The 17,531-nt window shown below is 54.3% G+C and carries 17 protein-coding genes and 1 tRNA gene; 8 read left to right on the top strand and 10 right to left on the bottom strand.

Translation table 11 applies throughout. The features are described 5' to 3' along the window. Window positions 1-9: 9 nt before the first annotated feature. From K0B01_05795 to K0B01_05785, 3 genes are read right to left on the bottom strand one after another with little or no spacing between them, the layout of a single operon-like run. Entirely contained in the window at window positions 10-1,065 is a 1,056-nt protein-coding gene (locus tag K0B01_05795) for a D-alanine--D-alanine ligase (GenBank protein MBW6485649.1), read from the bottom strand. 48 nt (window positions 1,066-1,113) lie between these two features. Then, complete coding sequence (alr, locus tag K0B01_05790) at window positions 1,114-3,072, bottom strand: alanine racemase (protein ID MBW6485648.1); 1,959 nt, start codon at window positions 3,070-3,072, stop codon at window positions 1,114-1,116. A 41-nt stretch (window positions 3,073-3,113) separates the two neighbouring features. Next, window positions 3,114-5,360: an adenylate/guanylate cyclase domain-containing protein gene (locus tag K0B01_05785; GenBank protein MBW6485647.1), complete on the bottom strand. Its 2,247-nt coding sequence runs from the start codon at window positions 5,358-5,360 to the stop codon at window positions 3,114-3,116. Between the two features lie 170 nt (window positions 5,361-5,530). Here K0B01_05785 and K0B01_05780 point away from each other — a divergent pair. Continuing rightward, a tRNA-Met gene (locus K0B01_05780) sits at window positions 5,531-5,607 on the top strand. A 60-nt stretch (window positions 5,608-5,667) separates the two neighbouring features. On the opposite strand, the gene K0B01_05775 is transcribed toward K0B01_05780, so the two are convergent. Then, window positions 5,668-5,841 carry a hypothetical protein gene (locus K0B01_05775; protein ID MBW6485646.1) on the bottom strand — a complete coding sequence of 58 codons (174 nt, stop codon included), beginning with the start codon at window positions 5,839-5,841 and terminating at the stop codon, window positions 5,668-5,670. 725 nt (window positions 5,842-6,566) lie between these two features. Between K0B01_05775 and K0B01_05770 the strand changes: the two genes are divergently transcribed. From K0B01_05770 to K0B01_05740, 7 genes are all read left to right on the top strand, one after another. After that, window positions 6,567-7,346, top strand: a complete 780-nt coding sequence (locus K0B01_05770) for a class I SAM-dependent methyltransferase (GenBank protein ID MBW6485645.1) — start codon at window positions 6,567-6,569, stop codon at window positions 7,344-7,346. After that, window positions 7,343-8,221, top strand: a complete 879-nt coding sequence (locus K0B01_05765) for a class I SAM-dependent methyltransferase (GenBank protein MBW6485644.1) — start codon at window positions 7,343-7,345, stop codon at window positions 8,219-8,221. The genes K0B01_05770 and K0B01_05765 overlap by 4 nt, the downstream gene beginning before the upstream one ends. Beyond that, the gene (locus K0B01_05760) at window positions 8,185-8,541 is read left to right on the top strand and encodes a TraR/DksA C4-type zinc finger protein (protein ID MBW6485643.1); all 357 of its coding nucleotides are present in this window, start codon (window positions 8,185-8,187) and stop codon (window positions 8,539-8,541) included. Before K0B01_05765 ends, K0B01_05760 begins: the two co-directional genes overlap by 37 nt. Continuing rightward, the gene (locus K0B01_05755) at window positions 8,538-10,691 is read left to right on the top strand and encodes an AAA family ATPase (GenBank protein ID MBW6485642.1); all 2,154 of its coding nucleotides are present in this window, start codon (window positions 8,538-8,540) and stop codon (window positions 10,689-10,691) included. Before K0B01_05760 ends, K0B01_05755 begins: the two co-directional genes overlap by 4 nt. Before the next feature lie 43 nt (window positions 10,692-10,734). Beyond that, a complete protein-coding gene (locus K0B01_05750; protein ID MBW6485641.1) occupies window positions 10,735-11,568 on the top strand; it encodes an arginase family protein in 834 nt (277 codons plus the stop codon). Between the two features lie 14 nt (window positions 11,569-11,582). Then, window positions 11,583-12,062 carry a YbhB/YbcL family Raf kinase inhibitor-like protein gene (locus tag K0B01_05745; GenBank protein MBW6485640.1) on the top strand — a complete coding sequence of 160 codons (480 nt, stop codon included), beginning with the start codon at window positions 11,583-11,585 and terminating at the stop codon, window positions 12,060-12,062. 105 nt (window positions 12,063-12,167) lie between these two features. Beyond that, entirely contained in the window at window positions 12,168-12,935 is a 768-nt protein-coding gene (locus tag K0B01_05740; GenBank protein ID MBW6485639.1) for an ADP-ribosylglycohydrolase family protein, read from the top strand. Window positions 12,936-13,788: 853 nt separating this feature from the next. On the opposite strand, the gene K0B01_05735 is transcribed toward K0B01_05740, so the two are convergent. The 6 genes from K0B01_05735 to K0B01_05710 all read right to left on the bottom strand — a co-directional run bounded on the left by K0B01_05735 (window position 13,789) and on the right by K0B01_05710 (window position 17,473). Further along, window positions 13,789-14,106, bottom strand: coding sequence for a hypothetical protein (locus K0B01_05735; protein MBW6485638.1), 318 nt, complete (start codon window positions 14,104-14,106; stop codon window positions 13,789-13,791). Between the two features lie 48 nt (window positions 14,107-14,154). Further along, on the bottom strand, window positions 14,155-14,703 hold the full coding sequence (locus K0B01_05730; protein ID MBW6485637.1) for a cation diffusion facilitator family transporter: 549 nt from the start codon (window positions 14,701-14,703) through the stop codon (window positions 14,155-14,157). A 16-nt stretch (window positions 14,704-14,719) separates the two neighbouring features. Beyond that, entirely contained in the window at window positions 14,720-14,962 is a 243-nt protein-coding gene (locus K0B01_05725) for a putative zinc-binding protein (protein ID MBW6485636.1), read from the bottom strand. Between the two features lie 22 nt (window positions 14,963-14,984). Beyond that, window positions 14,985-16,397, bottom strand: a complete 1,413-nt coding sequence (locus K0B01_05720) for an MFS transporter (protein ID MBW6485635.1) — start codon at window positions 16,395-16,397, stop codon at window positions 14,985-14,987. 449 nt (window positions 16,398-16,846) lie between these two features. Then, entirely contained in the window at window positions 16,847-17,104 is a 258-nt protein-coding gene (locus K0B01_05715; protein MBW6485634.1) for a hypothetical protein, read from the bottom strand. An 84-nt stretch (window positions 17,105-17,188) separates the two neighbouring features. After that, window positions 17,189-17,473 (bottom strand): hypothetical protein, encoded by a 285-nt coding sequence (locus K0B01_05710; protein MBW6485633.1) that lies wholly within the window; start codon window positions 17,471-17,473, stop codon window positions 17,189-17,191. Window positions 17,474-17,531 lie beyond the last annotated feature (58 nt).

Genomic DNA, 17,531 nt, shown 5'->3' with positions numbered 1-17,531 from the left:
GCTCGTCCTTTAGAGGGGCCCCTTTTTTTCTTTGTGGATGATTAGGGCGTTTTCGATCAGGCGGCTGATGATCATTGAGGGCAGCATCCCGGCGCTTGCGGCCTGCTCAAAGAAAAAAGACGAGGGCGCCATGCCGGACGAGGAGTTCGGGTCGGTAATCAATATCCGGCCGTTTTTCATATAAAATCCGTCTATCCGTCCATAGGAGCGAAATCCGAGGGCGCGAAAGGCGCGGATGGCCTCCTGCTTTATCTTTTCCACATCTTCCGCCGAGATATTTCTGGGCGGGGTAAATTTTCGGCAACGCCCGGGCATGTACTTGTCGTCATAGGTAAAATATTCGCTCTGAGGGTAAATCTCGGTTACTTCCAGGGCCTGATATTCGCCATCTTCCTCCAGTATTATTGTGGAAAACTCCGTTCCGTCGAGAAATTCCTCAACGAGAACGGCTCGGTCCCACTTCATGGCCTCGGTGATGCCGGCGGCAAGAGTTGCTGCGTTACGCACGAGCGTAACGCCGATGCTCGATCCCTCCCGGGGTGGTTTGGCAAAACAGGGAAAACCAATAACATCGGTAATTTCTCCTGTTATTTTCTGTGGGTCTTCCAGCCACTCCCGTTCCGGGACTAAAATACTGCGGGGGACGCCGAGCCCCTCGGCTTGCAGTATTTTCTGCTGAATATGCTTGTCCATGCCGAGCGCGGAGGCCAGCACGCCGGCGCCGGTGTAAGGAATGCCGAGCAACTCCATGAGCCCCTGCAGGCAGCCGTCTTCGCCAAATTTACCGTGCAGCGAAATGAAGGCGAAATCAATTTCGTTTTTTAGACCCTCATAGGAAATGCGCCGCGCTTCCTTTTCAAGACGTTCGGCAATATCTTTCGTTGTGTTCTGCGAGATGAGCTGCCAGGGAATCACCCAGAGACGCCCTGTTGCATCCATAAAAATCGGGACCGGCTCGTATGTGTCCCGATCGAGATTGTCGTAAACATTTCTGCCGCTGTTGAGGGAAACCTCCCTTTCAGACGACATTCCCCCCAAAACTACGCCTATTCTTAATTTATCCACAAAAATGACCCCTTGAAATAGTAATAAATGTACCTGTTGCGCCCGGTTTTAAAGATCCCAGAAAAAGGTAACGCCGCTGGTCGGAAATATCCACGAGTCTTCGGGCAGGCGCAGCGTAACGGATTCGTCCGGTATGCGAAGTATTTCCGGATTGTGGTTTTTCCCGGAGAAAAAGCAGACATCCCGGACATTTTTTATGCCCGTTCCCCGGTAGTCGAACGAGATCTGCACGCCCCTTGTCGGATATACCACGTAGGCGGAAAATAACCGATTCTCCTTATTTTGCTTGGTTTCGATCTCGATCGCGACGCGGGCAAGGGTGTTTATCTTTTTCCGCAGGTCGTCCGTTCCGAACCATGCCTCAAACCCGTTTTCGGATGTGGCGGTTTTGAGCAGGGGAATGCTTTCGTTATCGATAATGACAGTTTTTACCGTGAAATCAACATCTTTTCCCAAATCATCTTCTTTGTTCATCTGCCAGCGGTATTCGCAAAGACCGTTTTCGAAAAGCGCAGCCAACTGTTCATCATTGAAGGCGCAGCCAATCATGAATTGCGAATTTCGCAGCTCTTTTGTGTATTCAATATGGGTTGTTACCTTGAAGGAGCTTTTGCGGGCCGGGTTTTTGTCAATTTCCGCAGCAGAAAATTCGGAAAATGTGACAGCGTAGCAAAAGTTGTTTCTCAAATCGAGGCGCCGATCGTTTTTACCGAACAGAAGTTCAAACATCTCACTGTAAATCGCGTTGCCCAGTTCGTCGTTTTTCGCCCGTGCCTGAAAGCAACTACGGATAATTCCATCAATTCTGGCGATCGACCGCTCCTCGCCGGGGATAAAAATGCGACGGAGGCGCGGTTCTATCCGGTCAGGTCGGCCGTCCCGGCAAAAGACCCGCGGCGCCCGTTTGCCGACGGCGCAGAGGATTTCATAGCTGATGGAGTGCGATTTTGCGGCTATCTCTTCGGCGGTAATCGTTTCGTTTCCCTGCTTTCCCATCAGCAGGACCTCGTCGCCCACTGCGCAATCTCCCAGGCCGCTTATGTCGAGCGTGCACATGTCCATCGAGATTCGTCCGACGATTGGAACCCTTTTGCCCCGGACGAGCGCTTCGCCCTTATTGGAGAGCAGCCAACTGAGGCCGTCGCCGTAGCCTACGGGGATCGTAGCGATGCGTGTCGGTTTTCGCGTTATGAAGGTCCGTCCATAGCCTATCCCGTACCCCTCGGGAAAATTCTTGATCAGGGCCACCCGTGTCTTGAAGCTCATGACCGGGCTGAGCGCGAGCTTTTCCGTTGTCTCCGGAGAAGGATGGATGCCATAGGTTATAAGCCCCGGCCGCACCATGTCGAGGTTGTACTGCGGATAGTTGACGATTGCTCCGCTGTTGGCGATGTGGCGAATCGGGATATTCAAGCCGGTTGCCTCGAGGCGCGTTAACATGTCCTGAAACGCCTTTCCCTGCAAATTGTTGTAGAAAGAGGTGATTTCGCTTTCCGAAAAATGGGTGAAGATCCCTTCTATCTTCAGATTGGGGAAGGCGGCGATTCCCCGGATGGCCTCCAGTGCCTCTTTGCAAAGCATTCCCCCCCGGCCCATGCCGGTATCTACCTCAATGTGCACCGGTACGACAAGTTCCGCCTTGTGAGCTTTTTCATTAAGTTCCCGGGCGAAATCCCAGGCGGAAACCGAGGGTGTCAGCTTGTATTTGATGATCTGCTCAATTTCCGGGGCTGTCGCGGGGGAGAGGATAACGATCGGTGCGGTTATTCCGCTGACGCGCAGCTGAACGCCTTCATCGGCGTTGGCGACGCCGAGAAAAGAGGCGCCGTTTTGCAGGGCCGCATTGGATATTTCAATCGCCCCGTGGCCGTAGCCATCCGCCTTTACAACCTGCATGATCTGAACGCCGGGTGCGAGGAGCCTTTTTATCGCCTTCCAGTTTGCGGCAAAGTGGCCGAGGTCAACCTCTACCCAACTTCGATACGGCTGTGTTTCCTGAAGAGTCATTAAAATATTTCCATCCGCCGGTCAAAGCGCCCCACCGGCAATTATTTTTTTGTCATCGTAAATACGCCGTCCCACTCGCCCTCGGGAGGATTCTCTTTTAACGCCTCACAGCGCTCGAGGTAGAGCTGTGCCGGATAATCACCCGGTTTTGCCCCTAAAACCTTGTTGAATTGGGCTATTGCTTCATCCCATCTGCCCTCCCGGTACGATTGCAGACCAGTTGCGAAGATATCTGCAAATCCTTGCCATTGCGCCTTGTCTTTTTGTTCTCCGAGCAGCTCGAATATCCGTACCGGCAGTTTTTTCCCTTTAACACGAACGGCATCCAATTCCCTGAAGAAAAATTCATCCTTCACGATTTCGTGAGTAAACTCGCTGACGATGATGTTTGTTCCATATTCTTTATTGGTTCCCTCCAGCCGGGAGGAAAGATTCACGCTGTCTCCCATGACTGTGTAGTCAAACCGCATTTCGGAGCCCATGTTTCCTACTACCATATCACCGGTGTTGATCCCGATCCCGATATTTATCGGCGGCCACCCCTCACTGGCCCACTTTATTCGCAGGCGTTTTAATTCCGACATCATCTCCACGGCGGTCAGGCAGGCGCGCCGGGCATGGTCGGGCTGGTCCAGCGGGGCGCCGAAAACAGCCATGATCGCGTCACCGATGTATTTGTCCAGCAGCCCCTCGTGCTTGAAGACGATGTTCGTCATGGCGGTCAGGTACTCGTTTAAAAGCTGTACCAACTGTTCGGGGGCGAGCTGTTCAGAAATGCTGGTGAAGCCTCTGATGTCGGAGAACATCACCGACAGGTTTTTTTTGTCGCCGCCCAGTTTTAATTTGCTGGGGTCCTTCAATATTTCGTTTACGACGGAAGCGGTCAGGTAGTATTGAAAGGCGCCCCGGATCTTCTTCTTTTCCCGTTCTTCCGTTACGTAGCGATAAACCGTTATTCCCAGATAGGAGGCAATCATCGTGAGCAACGGATAAATCATGTTCATCCAGACGTTGTAATGGATAAAGATATTAGTGTTGATGATTATAAAGGCCGCGATGAGCGAACCGCTCAAGGCCATTCCCGCCATTGCCTTCAGGCGGGGGAGCAGAAATCCGATAAGCAGACCGACCATGACAATAATGCAGACATCAATGAATTTTATCCATCCGGAGTGGATAAGAAAATTTTGGCGCAGGATATTGTCGATGACGGTTGCATGAATCTCCACACCCGGATAAAAGGAGCTGAAGGGGGTGGTTCTCATGTCATAGATGCCCGTTGCCGTGGCGCCGACCAGCACGATCTTTCCCTTTATTTTATAGGGGGGGATGCGCCCCTTCAGGATATCCGAAACCGAATAGTGGGGAAATGTTTTGGGCGGCCCAAGGTAGTTGATGAGCAGTCTGCCCTCCTCGTCAGTCGGTATTCGAAGCTTGTCAAGACGGATGCTTTCCACTCCAAAATCGGCTATGTTCAGGGCAAGCATGGGCCATTCCAGATACTGAACGAGCAGCGAAAGCGCCAGGGATGAATAGTAGTTGTCACGGAATTTAATCACGAGCGGCGACCAGCGGATAATTCCGTCCCTATCGGGGAAGGCATTGAAGTATCCGCCATTTTCAGCCGCTTCCGATATGACCGGGAGATTGGGCTGCACCGCATAGGCATGGACTATTGGCCTTTCGTCGGCTTCTTTTGTTCTTTTCACCATCGAAAAACGGCCATTGGCGATCGCCTCCTCCGAAGCTTTGATCTGAGCCTCTTGCAGATGGCCAACCTCTTTTGCGCTGAGATGAAAGAAATAACCGAGGGTTACATTTTGGGCTTTTGCGATGGATTCGGCAAGGAGGGCGTCGGTGTCCGCCTCATTTTTTTTCTTCTCCAGGATATTGGTAAATTTGCCGTCGGCGCCGGTATTTTTAACATCACGCAGGATTTCCTGTACCGTTTTAAGGCTGGAGTTATTGTCCGGCTCTGCAAAAACTATATCAAATCCGACAGCCTTGGCGCCCTGTTCTTTTAATTTTTTGGTAAGCTCGGCAATCGTTGTTCTCGGCCAAGGCCATCTTCCCAATTCGCTCAGACTCTTTTCATCAATGGTTACGATAACGGTCTCTTGCCCCGCGGGGACCGCTCCGCGGGAGACGGTGCGCAAGTCGAAGGCCTTTAATTCCATAAAGCGCAGGAAGCTGGAATCAATAAAAAAGAGGACTATGGCGACCGCTATCACCAAAACAGCGATCTTCAAAGGCGATACGGAAAGCAATTTATTCAGGATTTTTTTCACGGAGCATTTCCTCTTTATCAGTTTGAAGATGTTATCGTTTCTTTGATGACTCTCATAAAATCAGCGGCGATAATAGCAAGGTTATGTTTTAAGTCAAGAAAACTATCGCAAATTGAAATAAACCTTGACAATAGGCGGCTCGTGCGTTATAGGCTCCGAATATTAAATGACGCGGGGTGGAGCAGTCCGGTAGCTCGTTGGGCTCATAACCCAAAGGTCAGAGGTTCGAATCCTCTCCCCGCTACCAAAGAAATCAGGGGGTTAGCCAAAGCGGCTAATCCCTTTTTTGCATTTTTGGGGGATTTTTCTAACAGATTTCTAACGGCGCAAGGATTTTTTCTGAATCCATTCCCGGATTGACTTTTTCGAGAAGCGAACGCTCGGCCTTCCGGAAGGGAAAGTAGGAAAGCCCGTGGCTGGCATCCCCGGTGAAAAGGACCGTTTTCGCGCCGGCGCATGCCGCCGCCCGTTCCACTGCCATTCCTCTTCAGGCATTTTTCAATTTTGGTTCATCCGGTTCTTGCGTAGCTTCCTGAAATCAGCAAAACGTCTGAAAGGCATGTCTGAAGGATTGTCTTGACAGAACCGTCCCCAAAAGGTATGAATCAATGCCAACGGGAGATCTTTTATCAATGAGCAGTATGAATCCACCGAGCTGGTCCTTTTCTTCGCATACCAAGCATGTGATTGTGACCTTCAACTTCTTTATCGGCGTGACGCCACCCTGAACGCAGGCTCGACATCCGTGAGAGAAGCATTCCCTGTCTCGACATCCCCGTTTTAGTACGAAAAAAGCCTCTTAGCCCATTCTTTTCGACTTTAACGCCTCTCTGGACAGGGCGTTCGGGTGCGCATAGACCCGTCCTGCAAGAGACAAATCAGCGGTTCTAACGAAAGAGGTTTGTCGAGGGTAAATGGTTACCCCCCGACAAAGGCCTTTGACGGTCCCAACGGATCCGTCATCTACATAAACATATTAGCTTATTGCCGAAAAAGGCAAATCGGAAGGAGCTCTGACCTACCTGGCCCAAAGCGAATACCGCCTCCCGTTCGTAGTAGAGGAACAATGGCCGGAGATCGGCTTCGTCAAAATCAAGGAGCGTCTGTGAAGGACAAAGGGAACAACCGCCGGCAACGCGCCGGCCTTGTACTGGGGACAGCATCGGAGAAAACCACAATGGACGAAGGAGCGGAAAAGGAGACCCTATGCTGACGGAAAGGTTTCACGGATTATATGCCACCCACCTTTACCTCCCCTTTTCGGCCCTGTCGAAACGGTGGCGGGATCATTGGCGAAGGCGCTTGGGAAAGGCGGACGCTTTCATGCAGGATACGCATCTGCCATCGATTTCCTGGCGTCGGTGCATTACGCCCAAACCCATCCACCTTCTGGAGCATCGGTCGGAAAACGGAAACGTCCGGATCAGCGAGCTGGGTATTCTGGCCCAGATGGCGGCGAACTGCCCGGAGGGATCGACCCTCTTCGAGATCGGCACCTTCGATGGCCGAACCACGCTCAACCTGGCGATCAACGCCCCGCGGACGTGCCGCATCTTCACCCTCGACCTGCGCCCCGATACGGAGCCCAGATATGCCCTGGCCTCGGGAGAGCGCCATTTTGTCGACAAGCCGACGCCCGGCCTGCGGTACAGGAAGCACCGCGAAAACCGGCCCGAAAGCGCCGGCCGGATCACCCAGCTCCTGGGGGACTCCGCCGCTTTCGATTTTTCGGCTTTCCGAAGGCGGTGCAGCCTGGTGTTTGTGGACGGTTCGCACGCCTACGACTACGTATTGTCCGATACGGATCGGGCGCTGGACCTCGTGGCGGTCGGCGGCATCATCGTCTGGCACGACTATGGGGTCTGGGAAGGGGTGACCCGGGCGATCGAGGAGATCGAAGCCCAGCGGAGCCTGGGGTTGAGACACCTCAAGGGGACGAGCCTGGTGTTCTGGAGGAACGACGAAAAAGGAGGAAACACGAGATGATGAACGAACCTGTGGCCTGTTGTCAGCCCTGCATGCTCTGCGAGGCAACGGAGGCCCGCCTGATCTCAATGACCGATCGGGAAAACGGTTTTCTGCGCACCGTGATCCCTTTCCGGCGGCAAGGCGATCAGCGATGCCGTGATTGCCGAAGAGATGTCCCGGCCGGCACCGGCGAACGACGGAACATGGAGACTGAACGCGTGATCTGCCGATTGTGTCAATCCCGAGAGGGCTTGCAGCCCGTCGGCGGATTGGACGAGAGACGCTACTTCCTGTGCGACCGCTGTGGCCTGATCGGCGTAAGCGCGGTGCATTTCCCCGGCCGGCAGGAGGAAAGGTCGCGCTACCTCACCCACCAAAACGGCATCGAGCATCAGGGATACGTGAGCTTTCTCCGCCGCGCCATCGATCCGGCGCTCGCATTCCTGACCGCAGGCATGACGGGCTTGGATTACGGCTGCGGCCCGGTTCCCACCCTCTCGGCGTTGCTGCGCCGCGAGGGGATCGGCTGCGAGGACTACGACCCTTTTTTTGTCGATCATCCCTTGCAGAAAACCTTCGATTTCGTCTTTTCGACTGAGGCGTTTGAACACTTTTTTCACCCGGGCAGGGAAATCCGGAAGATCCGGGCCTTGCTTCGGGAAAAGGGATTGCTGATCGTCATGACCCAGCAGTGGAAGGATCTGGCGCACTTTTCCCAATGGCACTACGCGCGGGATCCGACGCACGTGTCCTTTTATCATGCCCGGACCTTCGATTTTCTGTGCCGCGCCTTCGGATTTAGCAGGATCTTCGATGACGGCGACCGTGTGGTCATTCTGAGAAAGGAGGACAAGCCGTGGATGAACTCACCCCTGAACAGATTCAAGAGCTGACGGGCCTCTTGGAGGGGCTGCGGTCGGAACTCGCCGAGGCCCTCCAGGGTTCGAGGAACAGCGGAAAGCCTGTGGATTTAGGACTTCCTATCGGGAGGATCTCCCGGGTGGACGCCATTCAGCAGCAGCAAATGGCCCAGGCCGGTGCGGCCGCCCAGGAACAGCGCATCCACCAGATCGTCGCGGCCCTGGCCGCGGCGGCCGCAGGCACGTACGGCTGTTGCCGCCGGTGCGACGAGCCGATCGGATACCGGCGGCTCCGGGCAAGGCCCGAGACGCTTTTTTGCCTCCGTTGCCAGACGTTGGCGGAGAAGAGATGAGAATGATCAACCCGTCGGAATCAGCGGAAAAGGCCTATCTTGAATCGGTGAAGCGGAAACTCGCCGACGCGCTGGAGGAGCTCGGCGGACGGGTAAGGCGCTACGCTCAGGAGATTCAGGAACAAAAGGCCTATTTGTGGGAGCACAAGGCGGACATGGATCACGTCGAGAAGGTCTCGGCGCGGCAATCGGCGCACCAGATGGTCCTCAGCGGCGAGATGGCGCAGGCGGCCCGCAACCGCCTGGGCAAGCTCCTCCCGTCGCCCTATTTCGGACGTTTCGATTTCCGGTGCGAAGGGGACCAGACGCCGCCGACGCCGGTTTATGTGGGCCTCCACGCCTTCTCGGATGAAAAGGCGGGGGAGCACCTGATTTTTGACTGGCGCGCGCCCATTGCGACGATGTTCTACGACTATGAAACGGGCGCGGCGCGCTACGAATCGCCGGCGGGCCCCGTCGTCGGGGAGATACTCCTGAAGCGCCAGTTCCGGATCCGCGAGGGCCGGATGTTCTTCATGCTGGAGAGCGGGATCAGCATCCTCGACGACGTTCTCCAGGAAGAGCTCAGCCGGAACTCCGACGAGCGGATGAAGACCATCGTCGCCACGATCCAGCGGGACCAGAACGCCATCATCCGCAACGAGGCGGCCAAGGTCCTCATCATCCAGGGCGTCGCAGGATCGGGCAAGACGTCGATCGCCCTGCACAGGATCGCCTTCTTGCTCTACCGGCATCGGGATCGCCTGACTTCTCAGGACATCCTGATCCTTTCGCCGAACAAGGTTTTTGCCGATTTTATCTCCAATGTCCTTCCGGAACTCGGGGAGGAGCAGATCGGCGAATTGGGGATGGAGGAGCTGGCCAGGGAACTCGTGGAGGGTAAATACCCTTTCCAGACCTTCATCGAACAGTCGGCCCTGCTGCATGAAACCCGGGATCAAGGGATGGGGCGCAGAATCGAGGCGAAGGCCTCCCTGGCCTTTCTCCATCAGGTGGAGGCCTATGGCGCGCAGGTGGAACAGGCGCGTTTTTCCCCTGTCGATGTGGAGATCGGCGGTCGGCTGGTTCCGGCCGGGGTCATCGCCGAGGCCTTCCGGCAGCGGCGCGGCAGGCCCGTGACGGAGCGTTTGCGGTGGGCGGCCGAGATGGTCGAACACCGCCTCTGGGTCGAATATCGCCATGAGGTCAAGGCCAAGGAACGGGACCGAATCAGGGCTTCGGTAAAAAAAATGTACCGGAACGCCGCCCTGCGAACCCTCTACCGGGAATTCTTTACCTGGCTGGGCCGGCCCGAGCTCTTCAAGACCGCCCGAAACGGCGCGCTCGAATACGCCGACGTCTTCCCCCTCATCTATCTCAAGCTGCTCCTGGACGGGGAGCCGGTTCGGCGCCGGCAGGTCAAGCATCTGCTGATCGACGAAATGCAGGACTACACGCCGGTGCAGTACGCCGTGATCGCCCGGCTCTTCCCCTGCGAAAAAACGATCCTCGGGGACGTGAACCAGTCCGTCAACCCCTTCAGCGCCTCGTCGGCCGAGACGATCAGCCAGGTCTTCCGGCAGGCGGAGGTGGTCAAACTCTGCAAGAGCTACCGATCGAGCTACGAAATCACCCAGTTCGCCCAGGGCATCTCGCCCAACGCCGACCTGGTTCCCGTCGAGCGCCACGGGGAGGCGCCCCTGGTTTTGGCTTTTCAAAACCTTCAATCGGAAAGGGATTATATCGGGCAGGCGATCGCCGGATTTGCGGAACGCAGCTACCGCACCCTGGGGATCATCTGCAAGACGGACCGGCAGGCGGAGCAACTGCACCGGGACCTCCAGGCGACGACGCCGGGTGTGCATCGGCTGACCGCCGGCAGCACGACCTTCCGGCAGGGCGCGGTGATTTGCACCGCCCATCTGGCCAAGGGACTGGAATTCGACCAGGTTCTCGTGCCCCAGGCGACGGCGGATCACTACGCAACCGCACTGGACAGAAACCTGCTTTACGTGGCCTGCACGCGCGCCATGCATCGGCTCATCGTCACGCATGCGGACCAAAGGACGCGATTCATTCCCGAACATCTTTTCCGCAGGAAAGACCTTCCGGAAGGGTCGATGGACGCAAAAGGGATCTTGCCTTGCCAAAAATCGACCGAGGCGGCGTAGCGGGGACGCATCGCCCGGGAGGCACCGGGGAAAAGGAGATACCATGGCTTCAAAGAAAACGAGAGACGCATTGAAACACCTGGCACTGGGACTGCCGGCCTCACAGGAGGGGGGCATCTTCGGGGCAACGATCGAGTCCGAGGGCCCGGCAAAGGTCGATTCCAAGGCACTTGCCAAGGTGAACGAGGCAACCCGGGAAGTGATGCAAAGGACCGAAGATCTCGCCAACCGCTGGCTGGAGAAGGGCAAATGCGTCGGCCTGATCGGCGGCGACCATAGCACGCCGCTCGGCCTGCTCAAGGCCCTGGCGCAGCGTTTCGACAAAGCGGGGTTTGGGATTCTGCATATCGATGCGCATCATGACCTGCGGGATGCCTACGAAGAATTCATTCATTCCCACGCATCGATCATGTTCAATGCCCTGCAGGAGATCCCTGTGGTCACCCAGCTTGTCTCCGTCGCCGTTCGCGACTTTTCCCAGGCCGAGCATCGCCTCGCGGCAGCTCACACAGGGATCACGACATTCTACAGCGATGAAATCTTCCGCGCCCTGGCGGAAGGCGGCGCCTATAAGACGATCGTCGACGGGATCATCGCGGCATTGCCGCAGAATGTCTATGTGTCATTCGATATTGATGGTTTGGATCCCACAAACTGTCCCTGCACAGGAACCCCGGTCCCCGGCGGCTTGACCTATCAACAGGGTGTCTATCTGATCGAGCGGTTGGCCGAAAGCGAAAGATGGATTGTGGGGTTCGATCTGTGCGAAGTGGCCCCGGGAAAGCATGGAGAATGGGACGGCAACGTCGGCGCCCGCATCCTCTACAAGCTCTGCGGCGCCCTCATCCGCTCGCGGCAATTGCCCGATCTTGTTTAGTAAGGAGGAATATCATGGGATTTGCTTTATCAAAATTGAAACTGGAAAGCACCGCATTTAAACACCTCGAAAGGATCCCGGCAAAGTACACCGGCGAAGGACGGGACGTATCGCCGCCACTGCAATGGAGGCAAGTTCCGGAAGGAACGCGCTCTTTTGCAGTCACCTGCCATGACCCCGACGCCCCCCTGGTTTCGCCTGAAGGCGCCTATGGTTTTGTCCACTGGGTTCTCTATAACATTCCGGGCTTGGTGACCGGTTTGTCCGAAGGAGTCTCAGAATACACCAGAGGGCTGAACGGCCGCGGCAACACCGGCTACATGGGGCCAATGCCACCCAATGGGCATGGGGTGCACCACTATTTCTTCTGCCTGTTCGCCCTGGATGCGGAACTCAACCTGGACAACGATCTTACCCTTTGGCAACTGCTGGAGCGCATCGAGCCCCATGTGCTCGGCATGAATCGCCTTGTAGGAACCTACGACAGACCATGATCTCCCCGCAGCGGGTCATGGTTTTGCGACGAAAGGACAGACAAATGGCGCACTTTCAATGGTCCGTTGACAAAGGTGACGCTTATCAGAGGGAGGGAGCAGGAGATGATTGGCGCCATCGCGGGAGACATTATCGGGTCGGTTTACGAACATCGACCGATTAAGACCAAGGAGTTTGGCCTCTTTACCGACCTTAGTCGCTTCACCGACGATACGGTCCTGACGGCGGCGATTGGCCGTGCCATTTGTCATGGACGGCCTTACGGAGAAGCCCTCCATGACATGGGTAGGCGCTATGCGCAGGCCGGTTACGGCGGCGAATTCTTCCTTTGGCTTTCCTCCGATACCCCGCGTCCCTACGGCAGCTGGGGAAACGGTGCGGCGATGCGCGTGAGTCCCGTGGGTTTTGCCTTTGCTACGGAAGAGGAAGTCCTACGACAGGCCAAGTTGACTGCCGAAGTGACCCACAACCACCCGGAGGGCATCAAGGGGGCGCAGGCAGCGGCGATCGCGATCTTTCTTGCAAGAACGGGAAAGGACAAAGAACAGATCCGGAACCGCATCGCCGTACAGTTTGGCTATGACCTGAACCGCACCGTGGACGAGATTCGTCCCGGCTACGCCTTTGACGTGTCGTGCCAGGGAACGGTGCCGGAGGCGATCGTTGCGTTTCTGGATTCGACGACCTATGAGGACGCCATTCGTAACGCCGTTTCCTTGGGCGGCGACAGCGACACCCTGGCGTGCATTACAGGAGGAATCGCCGAGGCGTTCTACGGTGGGGTGCCCGAAAGCATCAAAAAACAGGCCCGGGAACGCCTGACGCCAGATCTGATTGAAATCGTTGATGACTTCTATCAGAGATATCTATGAAAGAGAAATATCACTCCATATGCAAGGAGCTGGGTGCACTCCAATAGGAACCCGGAAGATCATAATGACACCAAAGGGTCTTAAATTTGGTGAGGCGTGATTATAAGCGGTAATCCTCACCCAAATTCGTCAATGAGCGTCATTGACTCGTAGGGTATGAAAGCGAGCAGTCAGGGCTGATCTATTTCAGTAAAATCAAAAAGTGCGCATCAACCGTATGAACCTCTATTTTTCTTTGTAAGTACGGCTAAAGGGTGGTATTCCAATCGACAATTTCATTTTGCCGACGGCAATCCGCGTCCTGAACTGAAGCGCACCGAAAGCGACTTTCCAACAGCATACCTCAACTTTCTTTCATGAGTGCATTCTCTTGCGGTCACTCATCGGAACGGTCGTACAGCCTGAATACTTTGCAATCCCGACATTCCCAGTCGAAATTGAGGATCTTCCTGCACTGAGTGTCCGCAACCTCCCAACAGGGTCGTTCCCGGCGTCGATAGGCCGCACACCGGGAATACACCTGCTCCGGACACCCCAGAAAGTCCCAGCAGGGTGTCTTGCCGCTCCAAAAATCCAACATCGCCTCCTCGGGCCTGCCTGCTCGCCGCGATACCCGCCCCTCCGTCTGGACGAGAGGCGCTCCTTAAATTATTCCCCTCTGGCTCAAACTTATTGACCAAAATCGTTCATGAAATCATGTACGGGGTTCAGATCAACTTGAATGAAACTAACATCAGAATGATGCCGATTGTTATCTGAAAACCTTTTCTTCATTCGTTTTTGAAGAACAAATCGGTTATTTCGGAAAAAAAATTGGTCAATGCCCGGAATGCCGATCCATACAGCAAGGAATTTAATAAACTGATATTATCTCCGCTATTTGCAAACAAGGAGTTATGCCAGAGAATGGCAAAAGACGCTGCAAAAAAGCGGTCATTGTGTTTCCCAAATACACCTTCTGCATGTTCAGTTTGCCTACTTTGACGGCAAAAGGGATTTTTAACGCCTTCATGAATTCGGCGTTCAGATAGGGCAGCAAGCCGGCAATATTGTCTTCGAGATGCGCCTTTGCAGTCCATTCTTTCGCTCCCGGGCTGCAGGGCGGTTCAATCAATTCCAGCGTATAGCCGTGAATCAATTTATCCCCTTTCAATACTCGCTCTTTTTCCATTTTTCCCTCCTGAAGCAGGGACACGGTAAAGATCACGCGTGATACTTCTCAATTGCAGTGGTTGCAATGCTCCATCTCCCCTGCCGAGGCGGGCAGGATCTGGAGCGAATGGAGCCAGGCGCTTTTCATATTGATATTCCGCGCCGAAATCTTCTGCAGCAGGAAAGTGGCCGCCCCGTTCCCGACAAAGGCCACGACGGCGACCCAGAGCATCACCTGACCGGGAACTTCCGTCGGCGCTGTGAACCTCTTGAGGGTCTCCCAGAAGACAAAGGCAATCACAACGGACAGACCGATGCTGTTGACGAAGGCGGCGATGAACTCGATTTTCCGATAGCCGTAGGTTTTCCGTTCATTCGCGGGACGGTGGGCAACCTTCTCCGCCCAGTAGCTGAAGAGCATGTGAGCGATGTCGCTCAGGTTGTGGACGGCGTCCGAGATCAGCGCCATGCTCTGAATGATCAGGCCGAGGACCATTTCGAAAGCTACGATCCCCCCATTGATTATGATGGCGAGGATCAGATTCTTCAGCGACTCCGGCTGTTCGTGACTGCGGTTGTGACCGGGGCCGGGGTCGTGGTCATGTTCGTGTCCCATGTCGGTGTTCCTCTTGTTATTTGTTATAAACTTCAATGATTCCCTGTTCTATCGCCTTGGCGATCTTCGCCGCGTCGGTTGCCGAATTCAAGTTGAAATTTTTCGGTATCTCCAAGTCCTTGGAAAGGGTCATGTGTTTATCCACTTCAAAATCGGCCTTTTTTAGTGTTTTCAGGGCGCAATGCATCGGACAACCGTCAATGGCGACAATCCCCCTCGCTAATGACCCCGTCGAGAGATCCGGCGCCATTGCTCTCATCAGAAACTTCTTGCTTCACTTTTCACTCCTCCATAATTTTCAACCGTTTATTGCGAACCGCCGAAACCATCGCGCCAACAAAGCTCAATCCGGCAGCGATATAATACACATATTTGGCGCTTTGAAGAAACGCCGATCCGTCCTGGATGGGACTTGTCCCCAAAAACGCGGTAAAGAGGGAAACCGAAAAAGCAATCCCGATCACCATGCCGATATTTTTTATCAATTGCGTAATCCCGTTGGCCGCCCCGAGCTTATTTTTGGGAACGCTCCCCATGATCCCGCTGTTGTTGGGCGACTGAAACAGCCCCAGCGACAGCCCCATGAGGGCCACATAGATCAAAATCAGCACAATCGGGGTTTGCAGGTTGATATTTGCCAGCAAAATCAACGCAATTCCGTTGATGACCAACCCCGCCGTCGTCAGAATGGCTGAACCGATCTTATCGGATAGGGCGCCGCTGAAGGGCGACACCACCGCCATCGCCACCGGAAACGCCATCATGTACATACCGGCCGTTTGGGGCGAAATTCCCAGAACTTTTTGATAATAAAAAGGGATCAAAACGGCCGGGGCGAACATCGTCACAAAGGAAAGCAATGAGGCAATGACCGAGGTTGAAAAAATCCAATTTTGAAAAAGGTCCAGATGGACCACGGGATGCATCTTTCGCTTTTCAATGACGATAAAAAGAATGAACGACGCCGCGAAGACCAAAACGCTCGTAAAGACCAGCGGGGTTCCGATGCCCATGCCGGCGACATTGGAAAACCCGTAGATGAACGTGACGACCGAGACGACCAGCAACAGAGAGCCGACGAGGTCAAATCGATAGCCGACCTTGCGGGTTTTTCGGTCGCGGGGAATGGAGATATAGGAAACGATGAACCCGACGATGGAGACGAGAAAGGTCAGGTAAAAGACCGACCGCCACCCCCAGAGGCCGATCGCTATCCCGCCTAACGGCGGCCCGGCGATGCTCCCGATGGCCATCATTGTCACCAACAACCCGAGATTTCTGCCTCTTTCGGAAGACGGGTAATTTTCGGTAGCAATCGCCATCCCGTTTGCCATCACCATCGCTCCGCCGACGGCTTGAAGAATCCGCATAACGATCAGCATGGGCAGGTTTGTAGAAAAACCACAGAGCAAAGTGAAGATCGAGATCACGAAAAATCCCGTATTGTAAATCTTGCGGCGGCCGAAGTGGTCGGCCACGGTACCCAGAATCGGCAGCAGCGCCGACATCACCAGCAGATAAATCGAAACGATCCACTGCACGGCGCTGATATCCGTCCGAAACTGCTCGGCAATGACAGGAAGGCCGACGTTGACCACCCCGCTGTCGAACATGGACATGAACGCGCCGATCATGACCGTGAAGAGAATGAGTCTGGATTTTGCATATTGTTTTTCTTCAGTCAGAAATTTCATTCCTTTGCCCGAGCAACAACTTCCTTCATGACATCTCCTTTATATTTCCGTGTAGGAATATAGGCCTCGTCTAAGGCCTTGTCAAGAAATAATTTTAGTTACAAATATAACAAGAATAATCAATAGCTTTCCCAACCTTTGTCTTTGCTTATTTATATTTCAGTATTTGCATATATTAGGGAGAGAACTACCGAATATCCCAGAGAAGGCACCACGAAGGCTGAAAACGCAGTTTAATGTTCATAAAATTTGTCTGGAGGGACGCGCTCCGCCGCGTCCGTGGCGATTTTGAAAAAAATAAACCATTGCATATCAATAATTTATGTACGCATTTTCAAGTTAACGTAAGCCAGTTTTAAATAGTATGAGCTCGGCGTCGCCCAGTTCATTTGCCGGCGCAGACAACCTTTCCTGATCCAGGTACTGCATACGCCCTCCGCAAAATGGTATTATCTCCCCGGAATAATCCCCTGTTGCGGGTTGCTGTCGACTCTACCTTTTATGTACTCCTCGTACTCCTTCAACAGGACATAAATATACTCTTTCCGGGCGAGGTAAGACGAGGGAATATAGTTTTTTCCCTCCAGCCTGTTGATAATCTCTTCGGCGGCCTCCTGGTTGGCCTGTCTGCCATTAGAGTAAAGATCGGCCATTATCTCGACCAACCCATTAACGCGGACCTGTGTACTGTCAGAAAATTTCAGCATGCGCCGACTAACTGTCGGCAGTTCGCAATCGCCTCATTTAGTTCATCCCATTATTTCAAATTGTGACATATTCCACCTCCGCCATTATTTTCTCGGGTTTATTGACGTTTTCATTATCCCCATCCCGGCACAGATTTCAAGCAAGGGTTCTCGCAAGCGCTGAAAAATCCCGCCTTCCTGAAAGACAGGGAAGCACAGGCTTACGGGGATTTCTCCCGCCCAGACCTTTACAGCAAAAGCGAGACAGGTCGGCTCGCCGCATAAGCCGCAGTTCGTCCGGGGCAGCCGTTTGAAAATTTCGAAAGCCGGCGGCTTCCTCCGGCTTTCGAAGGAAGCCGAGATCGAGTTTCGGTCGCTCCATGTCTGCATCGCCAGTTGGCGAATCTCTTCGAGGGTTCGCCAGGCATCCAGAATATCGTCCGCCTTG

The sequence above is a fragment of the Syntrophobacterales bacterium genome, assembly GCA_019429105.1.
GTDB lineage: Bacteria > Desulfobacterota > Syntrophia > Syntrophales > UBA5619 > DYTH01.
This window is presented reverse-complemented; position numbering and strand designations above follow the sequence as displayed.

What these genes read in the sequence shown, in the direction of transcription:
- K0B01_05740 (MBW6485639.1), top strand. Translation starts at nt 12,168, where the DNA reads ATGATTGGCGCCATCGCGGGAGACATTATCGGGTCGGTTTACGAACAT.
- K0B01_05755 (MBW6485642.1), top strand. Translation starts at nt 8,538, where the DNA reads ATGAGAATGATCAACCCGTCGGAATCAGCGGAAAAGGCCTATCTTGAA.
- alr (MBW6485648.1), bottom strand. Translation starts at nt 3,072, where the DNA reads ATGACTCTTCAGGAAACACAGCCGTATCGAAGTTGGGTAGAGGTTGAC.
- K0B01_05735 (MBW6485638.1), bottom strand. Translation starts at nt 14,106, where the DNA reads ATGGAAAAAGAGCGAGTATTGAAAGGGGATAAATTGATTCACGGCTAT.
- K0B01_05730 (MBW6485637.1), bottom strand. Translation starts at nt 14,703, where the DNA reads ATGGGACACGAACATGACCACGACCCCGGCCCCGGTCACAACCGCAGT.
- K0B01_05770 (MBW6485645.1), top strand. Translation starts at nt 6,567, where the DNA reads ATGCTGACGGAAAGGTTTCACGGATTATATGCCACCCACCTTTACCTC.
- K0B01_05775 (MBW6485646.1), bottom strand. Translation starts at nt 5,841, where the DNA reads ATGGCAGTGGAACGGGCGGCGGCATGCGCCGGCGCGAAAACGGTCCTT.
- K0B01_05720 (MBW6485635.1), bottom strand. Translation starts at nt 16,397, where the DNA reads ATGAAATTTCTGACTGAAGAAAAACAATATGCAAAATCCAGACTCATT.
- K0B01_05725 (MBW6485636.1), bottom strand. Translation starts at nt 14,962, where the DNA reads ATGAGAGCAATGGCGCCGGATCTCTCGACGGGGTCATTAGCGAGGGGG.
- K0B01_05745 (MBW6485640.1), top strand. Translation starts at nt 11,583, where the DNA reads ATGGGATTTGCTTTATCAAAATTGAAACTGGAAAGCACCGCATTTAAA.
- K0B01_05710 (MBW6485633.1), bottom strand. Translation starts at nt 17,473, where the DNA reads ATGCAGACATGGAGCGACCGAAACTCGATCTCGGCTTCCTTCGAAAGC.
- K0B01_05715 (MBW6485634.1), bottom strand. Translation starts at nt 17,104, where the DNA reads ATGCTGAAATTTTCTGACAGTACACAGGTCCGCGTTAATGGGTTGGTC.
- K0B01_05750 (MBW6485641.1), top strand. Translation starts at nt 10,735, where the DNA reads ATGGCTTCAAAGAAAACGAGAGACGCATTGAAACACCTGGCACTGGGA.
- K0B01_05765 (MBW6485644.1), top strand. Translation starts at nt 7,343, where the DNA reads ATGATGAACGAACCTGTGGCCTGTTGTCAGCCCTGCATGCTCTGCGAG.